14 protein-coding genes, 1 tRNA gene and 2 pseudogenes are annotated in these 15182 nt (G+C 32.0%); 8 read left to right on the top strand and 9 right to left on the bottom strand.

Annotated elements, in window-relative coordinates; all coding sequences use genetic code 11:
• The first annotated feature begins 45 nt into the window (after positions 1-45).
• The 3 genes from ONG78_RS01465 (at position 46) to ONG78_RS01455 (ending at position 3238) form a co-directional block, all read left to right on the top strand.
• Positions 46-1023, top strand: coding sequence for a quinone oxidoreductase family protein (locus ONG78_RS01465; protein ID WP_264377512.1), 978 nt, complete (start codon positions 46-48; stop codon positions 1021-1023).
• 286 nt (positions 1024-1309) lie between these two features.
• Positions 1310-2182 carry an IS982 family transposase gene (locus ONG78_RS01460; protein ID WP_019236992.1) on the top strand — a complete coding sequence of 291 codons (873 nt, stop codon included), beginning with the start codon at positions 1310-1312 and terminating at the stop codon, positions 2180-2182.
• Positions 2183-2590: 408 nt separating this feature from the next.
• Complete coding sequence (locus ONG78_RS01455; protein WP_264377511.1) at positions 2591-3238, top strand: hypothetical protein; 648 nt, start codon at positions 2591-2593, stop codon at positions 3236-3238.
• 79 nt (positions 3239-3317) lie between these two features.
• On the opposite strand, the gene dapA is transcribed toward ONG78_RS01455, so the two are convergent.
• From dapA to elbB, 9 genes and pseudogenes are all read right to left on the bottom strand, one after another.
• Entirely contained in the window at positions 3318-4205 is an 888-nt protein-coding gene (dapA, locus tag ONG78_RS01450) for a 4-hydroxy-tetrahydrodipicolinate synthase (RefSeq protein WP_264377510.1), read from the bottom strand.
• 9 nt (positions 4206-4214) lie between these two features.
• On the bottom strand, positions 4215-4697 hold the full coding sequence (ssb, locus tag ONG78_RS01445) for a single-stranded DNA-binding protein (protein ID WP_006014313.1): 483 nt from the start codon (positions 4695-4697) through the stop codon (positions 4215-4217).
• Positions 4698-4765: 68 nt separating this feature from the next.
• Positions 4766-4839 (bottom strand) — tRNA-Arg (locus tag ONG78_RS01440).
• Between the two features lie 12 nt (positions 4840-4851).
• Complete coding sequence (locus ONG78_RS01435; RefSeq protein ID WP_264377509.1) at positions 4852-5640, bottom strand: hypothetical protein; 789 nt, start codon at positions 5638-5640, stop codon at positions 4852-4854.
• Positions 5637-6245, bottom strand: coding sequence for a hypothetical protein (locus tag ONG78_RS01430; protein WP_010406999.1), 609 nt, complete (start codon positions 6243-6245; stop codon positions 5637-5639). Before ONG78_RS01430 ends, ONG78_RS01435 begins: the two co-directional genes overlap by 4 nt.
• A 4-nt stretch (positions 6246-6249) precedes the next feature.
• Positions 6250-7688, bottom strand: a pseudogene (locus tag ONG78_RS07940) (hypothetical protein).
• A gap of 270 nt (positions 7689-7958) precedes the next feature.
• On the bottom strand, positions 7959-8885 hold the full coding sequence (gene ispH, locus ONG78_RS01415; RefSeq protein ID WP_213863831.1) for a 4-hydroxy-3-methylbut-2-enyl diphosphate reductase: 927 nt from the start codon (positions 8883-8885) through the stop codon (positions 7959-7961).
• 58 nt (positions 8886-8943) lie between these two features.
• A complete protein-coding gene (locus ONG78_RS01410) occupies positions 8944-9252 on the bottom strand; it encodes a hypothetical protein (RefSeq protein WP_264377506.1) in 309 nt (102 codons plus the stop codon).
• A gap of 138 nt (positions 9253-9390) precedes the next feature.
• On the bottom strand, positions 9391-10089 hold the full coding sequence (gene elbB, locus ONG78_RS01405; protein WP_264375145.1) for an isoprenoid biosynthesis glyoxalase ElbB: 699 nt from the start codon (positions 10087-10089) through the stop codon (positions 9391-9393).
• Between the two features lie 141 nt (positions 10090-10230).
• On the opposite strand from elbB, the gene ONG78_RS01400 reads away from it, so the two are divergent.
• The 5 genes and pseudogenes from ONG78_RS01400 (at position 10231) to ONG78_RS01375 (ending at position 15158) form a co-directional block, all read left to right on the top strand.
• On the top strand, positions 10231-10623 hold the full coding sequence (locus ONG78_RS01400; RefSeq protein WP_264377505.1) for a hypothetical protein: 393 nt from the start codon (positions 10231-10233) through the stop codon (positions 10621-10623).
• 58 nt (positions 10624-10681) lie between these two features.
• Positions 10682-11554, top strand: a complete 873-nt coding sequence (locus ONG78_RS01395; protein ID WP_019236992.1) for an IS982 family transposase — start codon at positions 10682-10684, stop codon at positions 11552-11554.
• A 52-nt stretch (positions 11555-11606) separates the two neighbouring features.
• Positions 11607-12197 carry a hypothetical protein gene (locus ONG78_RS01390; RefSeq protein ID WP_264377504.1) on the top strand — a complete coding sequence of 197 codons (591 nt, stop codon included), beginning with the start codon at positions 11607-11609 and terminating at the stop codon, positions 12195-12197.
• 498 nt (positions 12198-12695) lie between these two features.
• Positions 12696-13612 (top strand): annotated as a pseudogene (locus ONG78_RS08080) (IS5 family transposase).
• A 373-nt stretch (positions 13613-13985) separates the two neighbouring features.
• On the top strand, positions 13986-15158 hold the full coding sequence (locus tag ONG78_RS01375) for a hypothetical protein (protein WP_264377503.1): 1173 nt from the start codon (positions 13986-13988) through the stop codon (positions 15156-15158).
• Positions 15159-15182: the final 24 nt, after the last annotated feature.

Here is a 15182-nt window from a genome sequence, read left to right as displayed (position 1 = left end):
TTAATTGCTAGATAACATAATTAAAGTTTTTGTCTTACATTTATCATGGTTAGAGCTATACAAATTAAAAAAACTGGGGGGCCAGAAGTATTAGAATTTGTAGATAAGAATATAGGTGAGCCAAAAGGCGAGGAAGTCTTAATAAGTCATACAACTATCGGCTTAAATCGTTATGATTTAGAACACAGAAAAGGTACACGCAAAATTAAAGATCTGCCATCAGTGCTTGGAGTGGAAGCAGTTGGGGTTATTGAAAAACTTGGTAAAAAAATCAGTGATGGATTCAAAGTTGGAGACAGAGTTGGATATTGCACAGCTCCTCCAGGGGCATATTGTGAAAAGCGCATTGTACACCAGAAATATTTGATAAAAATTCCGAATGACATATCTGATGAGGTTGCTGCTGCAGTGTTGTTTAAAGGTATGGCAGCTCACTATTTAGTTAATCAATCTTATAAAATCAGGCCTGGTGCTTTTGTCCTGGTTCATGGAGCTAATGGTGGTTTGGGGCAAATAATATGCCAATGGGCAAAGGATAAAAAAGGTATAGTGATAGGTTCTATAAGCTCTGACGAAAAAATGAAGATAGCTTTACAAAATGGCTGCACATACGCAATAAACTACAATGATAAAGATTTCGTTTCTAAAATCATGGAGATTACGAAAAATAGAGGAGTAGGTGCAGTGTATGACCCTATAGGTTACGCTACAAGCAAGCTCTCTTTTGAATCTTTGGGTAAGTTTGGCATATATGTTTCCTATGGGCAGATATCAGGTAATGCTCCTATTAATTTCTCTTTACTTAGTTCGCGTTCGTTATTTGCAGCTGGAACTTCGATATATCACTATAAGCATGATAAATTTACATTAGTGCTTACTGCAATGGAAATATTCGAGATGATAAGAAAAAAACTTTTAATCGTACGAATTAATAAAAAATATAAATTTGATGAAATAATAGGGGCTCATCGTGACATGGAAAATAGAAAAATAAGTGGGCTAAATATCATCAAAGTTTCTTAAAATAAATTAGTAACCTAAAATAATTATTCATTAAGTCATATCAACAAGAATTTCATATGGTTAATTCTCTTTTTGGGAAAGTTAAAAGCATACAGCTGAACTGACTGAGATTTTTACCGGACTAGTTTGAAAAACTTGTCATTCTGCTACTCGTTAGTGGCGTGGTAATGCGATGTTTTATCTATAGATATTATGTTCACAGTAGTTTCAACGCTAACTATGGATTAGAAGAGAATAAGAAAAGAGGGTAAACTCCAGTATTTTAGAGATAATAGGAGGTTACCCAGTGAATAAGAATGTAACAGAATTATTCTGTTTTGTAGATGATTATTGTAAAATAATAGACAAAAATTTTGCAGGTAGATTATTATCCAATGGTAAAAAACCTACAAGAGTGCCAGAAATAACGCATTCCGAAATTATAACAATAATTCTGTTATATCAGCAATCTAGATATGAAAACTTTAAATCATTTTACATATGTTACTTACAGTTGCTGCATAAGTCAGACTTTTCTAGACTACCTTCTTATGATAGATTTATTGCGCTAAAACCTCGAGTTTTATGGTATTTAGCAATGCTGCTACAATGGTTATGTGAGCAGGCAAAAAATACAGGTATTTCCTACATTGATTCAACTCCTATCACGGTCTGTCATGCAAAAAGAATATCTAAAAATAAAGTTTTTACTGGAATTGCAAAATTAAGCAAAAGCACTTATGGCTGGTTTTTTGGTTTTAAATTACATGTAGTAATCAATGAAATAGGCGAAATTCAAGGTGTTACGCTAACCAAAGGTAACGTTGATGATAGAAAGCCAGTTCCGGATCTGACTAAAAAACTAACGGGTTTATTATTTGGAGATAAAGGTTATATCCAAAAAGGTCTGTTTCTACAATTACTTGATAGAAATTTAAAGCTTGTTACCAAGATAAAAAAAGGGATGAAAAACGCATTAATCTCTCTAAATGAGAAGATTTTTCTGAGGAAAAGATCTATTATTGAAACAGTTTTTGGTTACCTAAAAAATAGATTAGAAATTGAACACACTCGCCACCGATCTCCTTTTAACTTTCTGGTTCATATTTTTTCTACACTCATTTCATACTCTTTACAACGTAAAAAACCTTCCATTTCCAATTCTTTCTTTGTCGGCTAATCCATAGTTAGCGTTTTCAAAAGAAGCTGAGTAAATAAGTTATATTTCAAATTAGATTTGGTGTCACATCTAACATTATAAGTATTATCACTTTAATAGTATATGGAGCTGTTATTTTTCTTTTAAATGAATGCTTTTTTCTGTTTTACAATAGTTTTAGAGTTGAGGTTATAGTACTTAGAAAGTTTACATTGCTTTATGAATTGTCTCTGTTGTTCTGATATATCCAGTAATCATAAGTTCTCCTTTAATGGCATTTTGTTCTCATGTTTTATATACCATTACACTCTGGGACCATACATATAAGGCTAAAGTTTGCTGAAAGTCAATTAAAATTCCTTAATAAGTTGACTATATAAATTAAAAATGCTAGTATTATATTATTAATTTTAAATGGGAGTAAATATTATGGGCTATACAAGAATACAACTAAAACAGGCAATGCAAGCAAAAAGTAACCTAGAAAAGAAAATTGGATCAAAACTAGAACTAGCAGCAGGCACAATAGTGATACTAACAATAGCACTAGGAATGGGCGCTGTTACTGGGGCTCTTGCAGGTTTAGCTCTAAGTTATGTTAACTTGCCACCTCTCATTGCAGGTGGAATCATTGGTTCTGCAATGTTATTAGTAGGCTTAATCAAGGCTTGTTTTTTCTCAAAAACTACAAATCTCAACGATATACCAGAAGGCATGTCCAAAGAACATGAACAAATTTTGAGAGAATATAGCAACAGCGCTGAATATAAAATTAAAAATTATGCACATACTATCAGTAGTATTGGTGTTTTTTTTGGAGTTGGAGCAGGACTAGTTGCTCTTGGTTTTACATCACCAGCAGCTATAGGTGCTTTAACTTTTGTAGTGAGTGTGATTGCTTGTATTCCTTTAAGTTTCTTAATTGATAAAGCAATTGAGTGCTTTTTTCCAGAAGGAAATAGACAGCCAGGTAGTTCCGTTGATGGGGAGATATACAAAGGAAATAAACAGCCAGGTAGCTCAGTTGATAGTGATGTGAAAATTGTTGATGGGGGTGTGTGCAGGAGAGTATTTTAAGAGACGATAGATAGAAGTTTTTGAAGAGGATTTAGCCCATTTTTTTGTGTTAAGTATAATTGAATTATCAGCTCAATTCCTAATCCTGCATAGCTAGTTGATTTTTCCATCCAAGAATCATTTTATTAGCTTGCCTCAATGTTTCAATAGAAGGCAAGTCTTCTGTGCTTAGTGGTAGACGAACAGTTTTGTGTTCTATAAGACCAATGTCATGCAAGAGTGCTTTAGTAGGTATTGGATTGCTGGCAGTAAATAGAGTTTTGCAAGCTTGTTGCCAACTGTCTGCCTGAGGGTTCTCGCCACTCATGCATTGCTTAACATATTCATGTACTACACGTGGCCAAACATTGGCAGCAACAGAAACCAGACCAGCCGCACCCTTAGCAGCCATATCGGGTATCATATTATCATCTCCGCAAAAGACCTCAATATTTGGTGCAACTTTCTTATACTGAGTTAAAGTATCAACGGTGCCACTTGAATCTTTGATAGCCCAAGATTTTTCGTGGCTGGATAAGTTGCGTACAGTTTCAGCGTGAAGACTCACTCCTGCTCTTGATGGAATATTGTAAAGCATGGCTGGCACATGTGCTTTTTCAAGCAGCTTTTCAAACCATAAAGTTTGCCCCATGATTCCAGGCTTTGTATAAATTGGAGTTATCATTAGATAACCGTGAATAGGCATACCCTTGCAAAAATCAAGCCATTCAAGAGTCTGATATAGATTCACTCCTGGTACACCAATTATAATTTTCGTATTTAATTTTAGCTCACACACAAATTCAACTAATGTGCGCTTTTCAGAATCAGTAAGTGATAAGCTTTCACCTGTGCTACCTAGCAACACTACACCATTTTCAGCTTCAGCTTGCATTGTTAGTAAACGCTGCAAGCTTTGGTAATCTATACTATCTCCACTGCAATTAAAGGGAGTAACACAAGCAGTCCATAAAAATGTAGATTTCAATTGAAGTTATTAAAATGGTATTTCATCATCGATTAGTTCGTCTTTTATATCGTTGTCAAAACTTCCGTGTTTATCTTTTTGTTCTGTTTCATTTTGTTTGTATTCACTTGGCTTGTAATCAGAGTTTGACATACTGTTTCGTGAATCTAAAAGGGTAAGGGCACTATTAAAGTTATATAGCACCACCTCTGTCGTATACCTTTCACTACCATTTTGGTCAGTCCATTTTCTAGTTCTCAGAGAACCTTCAACGTAAACTTTACTACCTTTCCGTGCAAAGTCTTTAACAATTTTTACTAGTCCTTCACTAAAAATTACAATATTATGCCATTCTGTCTTTTCAGAGCGCGTACCAGAAAATTTGTCAGTCCAACTTTCAGACGTGGCTATTGAAAAACTTGCCATCTCTTTTCCATTTTGTGTAGTCCTAATTTCAGGATCTTTTCCTAAATTACCAACTAATATGACTTTATTTATAGTACCACTAGACATAATTATGCTTTAAAATAAATCTCTTTATTATCTTATGTGAGAGTATTATTGTCAAATTTAATTAAAAACGCGCTTGGAGGGATTCGAACCCACGACCTTTGCCTCCGGAGGGCAACGCTCTATCCAACTGAGCTACAAGCGCAGATGTATTAGATTATTTAATAGATAAACTATCTAAATCAAATTTTTGTTCTGGATAAAGCGTAAACATAATACCTCCATGTCCAAAATGTACATTTTTAGAATTGCTTATCCGTTCTTTTGTTATCTTTTGGTTTACAGCCCATGAAAAAGTTACATAATTTTCAGTTACTGAGTGCACTTTTAAATCCTTAGTATTTATAAACAACTTTCCATTTACCCATATTTTCCATGTATCGGGGGAAAAGTATAAAATTGAATCTAAACTGACTACTTTACAATTGAAATTTTCTTCCTCTGTAACTCCTGAAGACTGTAAGTTAAACTTTTCCATCTCACTAACTATTCTATTAACCTGCTCTTCATCAAAAAAAATGCTTTTTATGCTACCATATTGCGATAAAGTACTCTCTGCTGCCTCTTTTATTATATCGTCTCGATCTATATAATAATTGTTGATAAAAAAACACTCCTTCGCACGCAAATTTGCTATATCAATGAAGTCATTTATTTCTTGATTTCCAACTTTTAAAATACTTTTTAAGTACTTCTTTTCTATAATCATTCCATCATTAGAATGATGACAGACCATTTCATCATTGCCTTGTCTTTCTATATATACACATAAATTTTCACTATTTAACCCTAATATTTTATGCCCAATAAAATCTTCATTACTAATATGCTGTTGGCAAGAATATTTTTTACAAATCCCTATATTTTCTACAAGATCTTCGCAATTGCAATATGCACTAAAATTAAAAAATAGCAGCGTAAAAATAAAAAACAACTTTATATTCATCTACTTAATATGGTATACCAATCAAAAACTATACTAGCTCTCACTATCTCTATCATATTACCACTTAAAATCTGGTTTATAACTTTAGCATCTATATTTCTCTGCTTATTCAAGGTAAGAGATCTGATCATAACATAACCAGGAAGATTTGGAATAGACTGTAGAAATAAAAAAATATGCTTATCGCTAATTGAGCTTAAACTTAGAACCACTTCACTTCTTATTACTTTTGTATGTTCACTTTTATTGTGGAGTTCAGCTTCTTCAGGTATAGAAATTGATATTTCAGGTTCTAACATGTAGTGTTTTTTATATAGCTTGTTAAGCTCAAAATTTAAATTTGTAATGTATCTGCTACTATGTAAATTTGAAGAAGAAATTCTTTTCCATAAATCTAGGTTTTTATTTAGAACGACTTCTTTCTTTTGAATTTCAATGATCTGTAAATTAATAGAGCGTATTTCCTCAGCTGCAGTTTGATTTTTATTATAAACCTTTTTGTTATAGATAATAAAACACGTTGATAACCCTATTAATACAATAGATAACAATAAGTAATATATGCACTGAATTGTAGCTTTTCTTTTTAGTTGAGAGATAGTCATCAATCTACATTGCCTCTCCTATTTCAACATCAATAGATAGATTTTTCTCTTTAGTAGTAGGTAAGCTAGAAATACTAATATCATGAGTACGGAAATTATCGTTTAAATTTTTCTGTAGTTTCTCGTATTGATAAGAAATGTCTTTACCAGATTGAAAATTAAACCTTAAAGTTGTGGTAATATAACTTTTTGCCTCATTATAATTCCACTCAAATAATTGAAGCTCTACATCTGGTACTTTTAGCTTTTCTACATACTTAACTTGTGTGAGAGGAGAGTACTCTATTTTTGATAAAATATTATTGATATTAATAAAATCGTAAACTTCATCTATCTTTTTTACATTATAGCTTTGGCTAAGTTTTATTAGTTTGTTATTTAAAGCACTCCGCTTTGCAGATAAATTATCAGCAATATTAAAATTCGAATACAAATTCCGCAAACAAAAGGTGTTAATTACAATTAAAGTCAAAAGGAGGTATAGAAAAATCCGAGGAGAGTTTAAATAAAGGTAATTGAATAGATAAAATTCTTTAGTTTCTTTTGTATTAAAAACATCTGTTGGCTTATTCTTAAAGCTATGGAACAAAATTGTAGTATCACAAAAGCTATCTTTTTCGCATATAGCTAATCTGCTCCCAATAGTTTACCTAGCTCATATGGAGTCAATATGTTCACACTATTCTCTGAAAAATTTATAACTGATAAACTAGATTTAATAGCTTCTGATACTATGATGCAAAGGTCGATAGGGTCATTTTTTTCAAATCCAAACTTAGTTAAAGATTGAATTGTATTTTTCACTTCCTGATATATTTCACCAGCAATGATTCCTGGTAAATTATCATTAGTAAATGGTATTAAACGTGTAAATATCATTTTGTTCTCTTTAAGAACCACTTGTCTATAGCCACCTGTTTTAGTTGCAGCAACTATAATTTTCCAGTTACTAGGATCTTTGTGTAGAATCTTTTTTGCTATACTGACTAGTTCTATAGGAAACATTAATATTCCTTTAAAGTTAGAGCCTATTTCAACAAACACGTCCAACCAATATTCTATTAAATGATTTGCTTTTGATGAAACAAATAGATACCACCAGTTTTGATTAAATTTATTCGGCTTTTCGACCAAGAGAATAGAATTTATATCGTTATTATGAGCAAAATGCTCTACTTTTGTTTTTGCTGATAGATAAGCACTAATCCTATTTACTCTTGGGATAGACTGTAGCAAATAGTTCTGATCAGTGTGATTGAGAACCAGATATAAGGGTGCTTTTTTATCTGATGAGAGACATGAAATTAAGTCAGAAACAACTTTATTATTTTTGTCCTTAGCAAAATATCTTTTATTTAAAGTATCATTTTTAAAATATAGTAACATTGTGCCTTCTTTTCCTATAGAAAGCATAAACTTACTTTTGGGTTTTGACCCAAACATATTAACAAAGTGTATACTCATCTAGAATTAAAAAGGTAATTTATTGAAATTCATTAAACATTAGATGACAATATTACTTATATTATAAGTTTTTGATAAAATTAGTAGTAATATTAACCCTTTTGTATGATGAAGGTTTTTTATATTTGTGCTAGACACAACTTAACCTGACAAACGAGGATTAATTATATCTCAGCTTGATATTTTATTCTCCAACAGACTGAAAATTGAATTGAGCTAAAGACTTGATTTGACGCACGTTGTTGCACATTACCATTTAGTATACTTGAACTGAACATTTTCAGTGAATCCATCTGGCATGACTGAAACTTTTGTATTCATATTTATTTTTAAGTAATTTACTAGCTCATCAACTAATATATCAGGAGCAGAAGCACCTGCAGTAATTCCTATTTTTTCTGCGCCCTGCAACCAATTTTTGTTCATACATTTATAATTATCAATCAAATAGGCTCTTTTTCCTCTGGAAATACACAGGTCTAATAAACGGTTTGAATTTGAACTATTTTTGCTTCCTACAATTAACACTACGTCTGTAATTTTAGCCAATTTTTTAACAGCGTTCTGCCTATTTTGTGTTGCATAGCATATATCTTTTAAGTCGGGGCCTGTAATGCTTGGAAATCTGAGCTTCAGTGTAGCAATAATTTCTTTGGTATCGTCAATACTTAACGTGGTTTGTGTTACATAAGATAAATTATCTGGATCTTTGATTTGTAAATTGTATACGTCTTGCATAGTTTGCACTAGAGATATAGGATTACTTACTCTTCCTATAATTCCTTTAACTTCTGGATGATTTTCATGTCCAATTAGAATTAATTCTTTACCACTATCCTCATACCTTTTTGCCTCTTTATGTACTTTGCTAACTAATGGACATGTTGCATCAATCACTTGAACACCCTTTCTTTTTGCCTCATCCTCTATACTTTTCGACACTCCATGTGCGCTAAAGATCAATATTCCTCTATTGTCTTTAATGTCTTCTATGCTGCTTACAAAAACCACTCCTTGTTTCTTGAAGTCCTCTACTATATACTTATTATGAACGATTTCGTGTAGTACATAAACTTGGCGTTCATTTTTGTATTTCTCTAAAGTGATTGCTAATATGTCTACAGCTCTTTTAACCCCTGCACAGAAACCGCGTGGTTCAGCTAAGATAATCTCCATTTTTTAAGTAAGTATGTAAACATTGCTAAAAAGTAAGCTCCGCTCACTATGTTTCATATCATGACTGCTTTACTATAATTTCAAATTTATCATTACCAAGATTCTTATTAATATACCAGGAACCGTCATCTTTAATTACAAATTCAGGACCCTTGAGGTCTCTTGTTATTGTCCTTCCATCTTGGCCATCCATAGCAATATGGATATCGAATGTAACGATGTCTAGATTTACCATGGCTTTTTTCCCACTGTATGAATTTAGACTAAACTTGCCCAACATGACATCATTAATACTCACTTCTCCTGCATAAGTATCACACTGACCATCTATACAACACTCACTTTCAATATAAAAAAGATCTAACATATTTAAATCTATAAAAAAAAAGAACTAAATTTATATACTAAATACAATTCATCATTAATAAGCAACTATAGATTACTTTGGCTACAGCAATAATGTAAATGGAAGTATAACATAATTAATTGTATAAGAAACTACATTTTAGAGAAATGGTTGTTTAGTTTTTTTATTAATTTTTTTCACCATACTGTCAATCATGTGTTTTATTCCTTGATATACAGAGTATATACTTTCGTCATTACGCATATAAGCAGAGCAGGAAAATACATTATGTTTTTCATCTTCTATTGATAACTCTGTATCGCATTTTATATGTTCGCCGCCGAGTTTCTCTATTAACTGTTCTTTATCGTCTCCTATAGTTACCTTAATCTTACTTTCTTCTTTACTTATCTTGCTACTTAAAATTGAAGCAATAACGGCTGGAGATATACATATAGTTCCTATTGGCTTTTTTGCAACAAAGAACTCTGAGACTAATCTTTCAAACTCAGGCATTACTGTTTTATTTTCAGCTAAGTCAGATAAATTTTTCGCAACTCCATATCCACCAGGTACAATTAGCATATCAAAATTTTCAGCTTTAGCTTCTCTTAAATCATCTATCTCACCTCTTGCAATTCTTGCTGCTTCTACAAGTACATTTCTTTTTTCTTTTACTGCCTCTTTTGTTTTGTGATCCATAACTTGTGTAATGTCAACGTCAGGAGCAAAACATGTGACTTCGACTTCCTGCTGATCAAGCACAAGCAAACTTAAAACCGCTTCTCTCACCTCTGTGCCGTCGAGGTGGCCGCATCCTGATAAAACCACAGCGGCTCTTAATTTTTTCTCACCCATAAAATACCTTGATTTCATATAATCTAGGTATTGTAATACAAATTCCATATTTGGAAAGGAGTAATTATTTTATGTCAATTATAATATAATTAATAATTAGTATATATAATTAGGCATATTTATAATTGATAGGAATTGAATATGGTACAAGGTGGTACAACAAATCCAACCAATTCGGACGAGTTCATTGAAAATGTAGTAAAATACATTAGTGAAAGAAAAGATTTGTTGGAAGCATTGAAGTCTCTATTACAAGCAAATGAATTTGTAAAAAGCGGTGAAATTTTTGACGAATCATCTATCAAGGATGTATCTGAATTGCTGATAAAAGATAAAGATCTTTTGAAGAACGCAATAGATATTGTAAAGGAGTATCTTGAGAAAGACGATAATCAATTAAAAATGCTTCTTGCGCAAGTAAGTAAAGTAAAAAGCATGGAGGAAAAGCTTGAAGCTTTAGGTAACCAACTGTTAGCTCAGGGGGTAATAAGTGGAGCAGCAGTTACAACACTAACAACGCTAACTATGGATTAGAAGAGAATAAGAAAAGAGGGTAAACTCCAGTATTTTAGAGATAATAGGAGGTTACCCAGTGAATAAGAATGTAACAGAATTATTCTGTTTTGTAGATGATTATTGTAAAATAATAGACAAAAATTTTGCAGGTAGATTATTATCCAATGGTAAAAAACCTACAAGAGTGCCAGAAATAACGCATTCCGAAATTATAACAATAATTCTGTTATATCAGCAATCTAGATATGAAAACTTTAAATCATTTTACATATGTTACTTACAGTTGCTGCATAAGTCAGACTTTTCTAGACTACCTTCTTATGATAGATTTATTGCGCTAAAACCTCGAGTTTTATGGTATTTAGCAATGCTGCTACAATGGTTATGTGAGCAGGCAAAAAATACAGGTATTTCCTACATTGATTCAACTCCTATCACGGTCTGTCATGCAAAAAGAATATCTAAAAATAAAGTTTTTACTGGAATTGCAAAATTAAGCAAAAGCACTTATGGCTGGTTTTTTGGTTTTAAATTACATGTAGTAATCAATGAAATAGGCGAAATTCAAGGTGTTACGCTAACCAAAGGTAACGTTGATGATAGAAAGCCAGTTCCGGATCTGACTAAAAAACTAACGGGTTTATTATTTGGAGATAAAGGTTATATCCAAAAAGGTCTGTTTCTACAATTACTTGATAGAAATTTAAAGCTTGTTACCAAGATAAAAAAAGGGATGAAAAACGCATTAATCTCTCTAAATGAGAAGATTTTTCTGAGGAAAAGATCTATTATTGAAACAGTTTTTGGTTACCTAAAAAATAGATTAGAAATTGAACACACTCGCCACCGATCTCCTTTTAACTTTCTGGTTCATATTTTTTCTACACTCATTTCATACTCTTTACAACGTAAAAAACCTTCCATTTCCAATTCTTTCTTTGTCGGCTAATCCATAGTTAGCGTTAACAGGTGCACTAGCAGGTACATTAGCAATAGGAGGAGTGACCGGTGCATTAATTGTTGGTGGAGCAGCATTTGTAGGATTTATGGCACTAGTTGCTATAGCTGCTATTGGTTATGCTATATATCAGCATAGAGGTGAGATAAAAGAAGGTGCGGTTGAAGCAGGAAAAGCAGTGAAAAGTTTTGTGAAAGATGTGATCGATAAATTACCTACAATTCAAGCAAGAGAGAATAATTTTGATAGATTACGTAGTGAATTGCTTGCAGCTATTGCAGACAATACTAAGTTAAAAGCAGGGCAAAGCATTGAAGACGCTAATAATCAGAACAAGATAGTAGAAATGCTTCGAAATCAAGAGCAACTAGCAGCCATAGGACAGTTAATAGGGGAAAATAAGGCTGTTCTTTTGAGCAATCTCATGAGCAAGGGTACTAGTACTCATGAGGAAGATATGGAGAAACTTGTAGGTTTTATGAGTGAATTTCAATCTGCAATTATGGCAATTGGTAATAATAAAATAGAGGAGGTGGAAAAAAAGGTTAATGAGAAAGTTGCAGCAATGAAGCCAAGTTCTAAAGTGAAGGAGTCAAATTCTGAACAAGTTGATGGAAACAAGATTGCAAAATAGAATTGATGCATTTGGGGAGCGTTTTGATGTAAAAATGTATCTGTCTATCTTATTTTGCCACCCTGCTAAGCGGACACAAAAAATTACTTCCGCATATTTTAAATCTCATTATAATTACAAATAGAGATATTTTAAGAGCTCAAAATCTATCTTTAGTCTGCAGACTTTTTAATCAAACTTATTAAAAATGTATTCTTCAGTGTATATCTGTCGTATGTGCACTGCATTTTTTTCTAATCTTTTTTACAGGGGGATTTTATGTCCAGAATTCCAGATATTTGACCTTTACTTTAGCTAATAAAAACCAACTGGTACCTGCGGTTTTTATAGCTACGTTTCTCAAACAAGTTTCAAATGAATAGATTTCTTGCATAACTGGAATTCAAAAGTTGATGTCATTCTAGCGCGTGACGCTAGAATCCAGTCCTTTTGTGCAAAAAACGTTGTAAAGTAACTTAGTTGGATCCCAGTGGGCTTTTTAATTGTTGAAGAAAAAATATGCCACAGAAAATGAAAGTCAGTAACCAAAACGAATATAACAAATTCCTTGAAAAAAGGGGGAATATTTTTCGTTACATCGATGAAGCTATCGAAAATTGGTATGAAAATAGTCCAAAAATGCAGGGCGGCAACTATATTTATAGTGATAAAGTTGTGATTTTGGTGCATATAATCGTTAATCTTTTTAGAATTGGCTTAAGACAAACGGTAGGGTTTGTAAAAGGATATCTGCAACAAATAGGAAAAAATTTGCAGCTATTCACAAGCATCAAAAAAAACTTAATATTAAGATAAATGATTGCAGGATTGATAAAAGCAACATGGAAAATATTGAAATTATCATAGATAGCACAAATTTACAGTAACACTCCTGGCCACAGTAAGGAAAACAGTGCAGATAGAAAGTACCGAAGCTACGAGCAAGTAAGAAAGTTACATGTTATGTTAAGTGTGAATAGTAAAAAAGCTATAGATGCAAGATACAGTAATGGCGTCTACTCTGACCACTTGCGATTTGCTTGAAGAAGTTAATTTTCAGCACAAAATAAAAGCATTATATGCAGATAGGGCATACGATAGGCAAAAACTTTATAAATTGTGTAAGAAATACGATATAAAGACAAAAGTTCTACCAAAAAAGGATGCAGCAGAACATTCAAAAATAGATTATATGTCTGACAGAAATGCTGCTATTAGGTTAATAAAATTATATGGACAAGATGGTGTAAAAGAGTGGAAAAAGGAAGCAATTTATGGAAAAAGATCTTACATAGAAGGATTTTTCTCAAGGTTGAAGCAAGTATTTGTTTAGGAATAAATCTGAAGTAAATCGTGAAAAAGAATTACTAATTAAGTGCTATTTGCTCAACAAATTCACTGGTATTGGTATGGCTAAATTTGAAATCATTACATAAATTTGTCGTAAACCATCACTGCTTAAGGTGCTATGAAACAAAGCCATCCCAGTGTCAGCTACTCTGATGACACCAAAGGGGCACTTGGATAGAGGCTACTTGAATAACACCATCATAAGGTGAAACTAGATTCCAGTGTCAAGCACTGGAATGACATAATCTGCTATGCAATTTACTTTCAAAAATAAACGTTCCAGAATTTCCTTCTGCTGTCATGACATCTCATTGAAGATCAAGATTTTGAATGATTTTAATGAGATGTTCTATAAAAGTGATGAGTTTGTATAATAAATATTATTATTAATATATTAATTGACTAATGGTATAAATTATTCTATTATTAAGATATATAGTTAATATCTTAATAAACAATATGCCAAAATATGTTAATCGCATTGCTCAATCTATTGTATTAAAAGTCTATACTGATAAGGAACATCCTAGAGTTAAAGTGTTTTGTAAAACTGAAGATAGAGAAGATGGACAAGTTGAAACAAGACTCTCAAAACAGGAAATTGCGGAGTTTTTAAATCAATTTGCCAATAAAGGAAAGCACCAAATTTCTATCAGTAAAAATGTAGAACAAGGTATAATTAAAGATATAGAAGGTATACGTAGAGAAAATGGTAGATATGTATACAAAGCACCGGATTTATCAGCTGAAGAACAATATAATAAATTATTTGAAAGTGAGAAAGCTATTCAATTTAATTTGAATACTTTTATGTCAGATAGTATATCTAAAATTGTACAATTAAAAGATAGATTTGAAGAAATTTTAGATTTTGATACCAAAAAAGGGCTATGTCACTCATTAAGTTACTTTATTACTTTTGTAAAATTAGAGAATAGGCAAGATTTTGTTGCATTTCTCGAGTCTGATAATATTATATCTGAACAAGATTTTATGAATTATATTGATGGAAAAAAAGAACAAACGAAAAAGTTATTAATGATGCAATTTTTATCGCAATTCTTACCTATTCTTGATATTCAGAGCATTGAAAAGCGAGAAGGAGATCAATTTTATTATGATGACATAATATATAAGGAATTAAATAATAATTTATCTTCAACAGAACTATGGATCTATACTGAGCAAGAACAAATCAAATGTGCGTTAAATGATGTGAAGATAGGATGCTACTTAGAATTTAGTTATTTTTGCTATGCTTGTAATGAAGAAGATGTCATTGAGGATGAGGGGCATTCTATGTTGGTGTATAAAGCAGAGAATGATAAATACATATTTTTTGACTCTAATAAAGGAGCGGTTGGCTTTTGTCCTGATACAGGAGCTGCTAATTTTACATTAGAGGAAGTTTGTAGGGTAATGGAACTTGCTGTAAACTATTATTCATATGATATGTATATTAAAAATTTTGCAGATTATTGCGAAGTTCATATTGGACTTAGAAATGCAACACTGATTTCAAAGAAAGCTGAAAAACTTTATGAAACAACAGAAAGAACAAATTCAAAAATAATTGATATATCAGTTGATAAAGGTATGAATAAATTGTTGCTCACACCTGCAAGTCTGTGAAAGGACATAACTCGATCTTTTTGG

Source organism: Wolbachia endosymbiont (group B) of Philonthus cognatus, from assembly GCF_947179345.1.
Lineage (GTDB): Bacteria > Pseudomonadota > Alphaproteobacteria > Rickettsiales > Anaplasmataceae > Wolbachia.
Note: the sequence above shows the minus strand (reverse complement) of the source record. Positions and strands in the feature narration are given on the sequence as shown.

What these genes read in the sequence shown, in the direction of transcription:
- ONG78_RS01465 (WP_264377512.1), top strand. Translation starts at nt 46, where the DNA reads ATGGTTAGAGCTATACAAATTAAAAAAACTGGGGGGCCAGAAGTATTA.
- ONG78_RS01455 (WP_264377511.1), top strand. Translation starts at nt 2,591, where the DNA reads ATGGGCTATACAAGAATACAACTAAAACAGGCAATGCAAGCAAAAAGT.
- ssb (WP_006014313.1), bottom strand. Translation starts at nt 4,697, where the DNA reads ATGTCTAGTGGTACTATAAATAAAGTCATATTAGTTGGTAATTTAGGA.
- ONG78_RS01435 (WP_264377509.1), bottom strand. Translation starts at nt 5,640, where the DNA reads ATGAATATAAAGTTGTTTTTTATTTTTACGCTGCTATTTTTTAATTTT.
- ONG78_RS01430 (WP_010406999.1), bottom strand. Translation starts at nt 6,245, where the DNA reads ATGACTATCTCTCAACTAAAAAGAAAAGCTACAATTCAGTGCATATAT.
- ispH (WP_213863831.1), bottom strand. Translation starts at nt 8,885, where the DNA reads ATGGAGATTATCTTAGCTGAACCACGCGGTTTCTGTGCAGGGGTTAAA.
- ONG78_RS01410 (WP_264377506.1), bottom strand. Translation starts at nt 9,252, where the DNA reads ATGTTAGATCTTTTTTATATTGAAAGTGAGTGTTGTATAGATGGTCAG.
- elbB (WP_264375145.1), bottom strand. Translation starts at nt 10,089, where the DNA reads ATGGGTGAGAAAAAATTAAGAGCCGCTGTGGTTTTATCAGGATGCGGC.
- ONG78_RS01400 (WP_264377505.1), top strand. Translation starts at nt 10,231, where the DNA reads ATGGTACAAGGTGGTACAACAAATCCAACCAATTCGGACGAGTTCATT.
- ONG78_RS01375 (WP_264377503.1), top strand. Translation starts at nt 13,986, where the DNA reads ATGCCAAAATATGTTAATCGCATTGCTCAATCTATTGTATTAAAAGTC.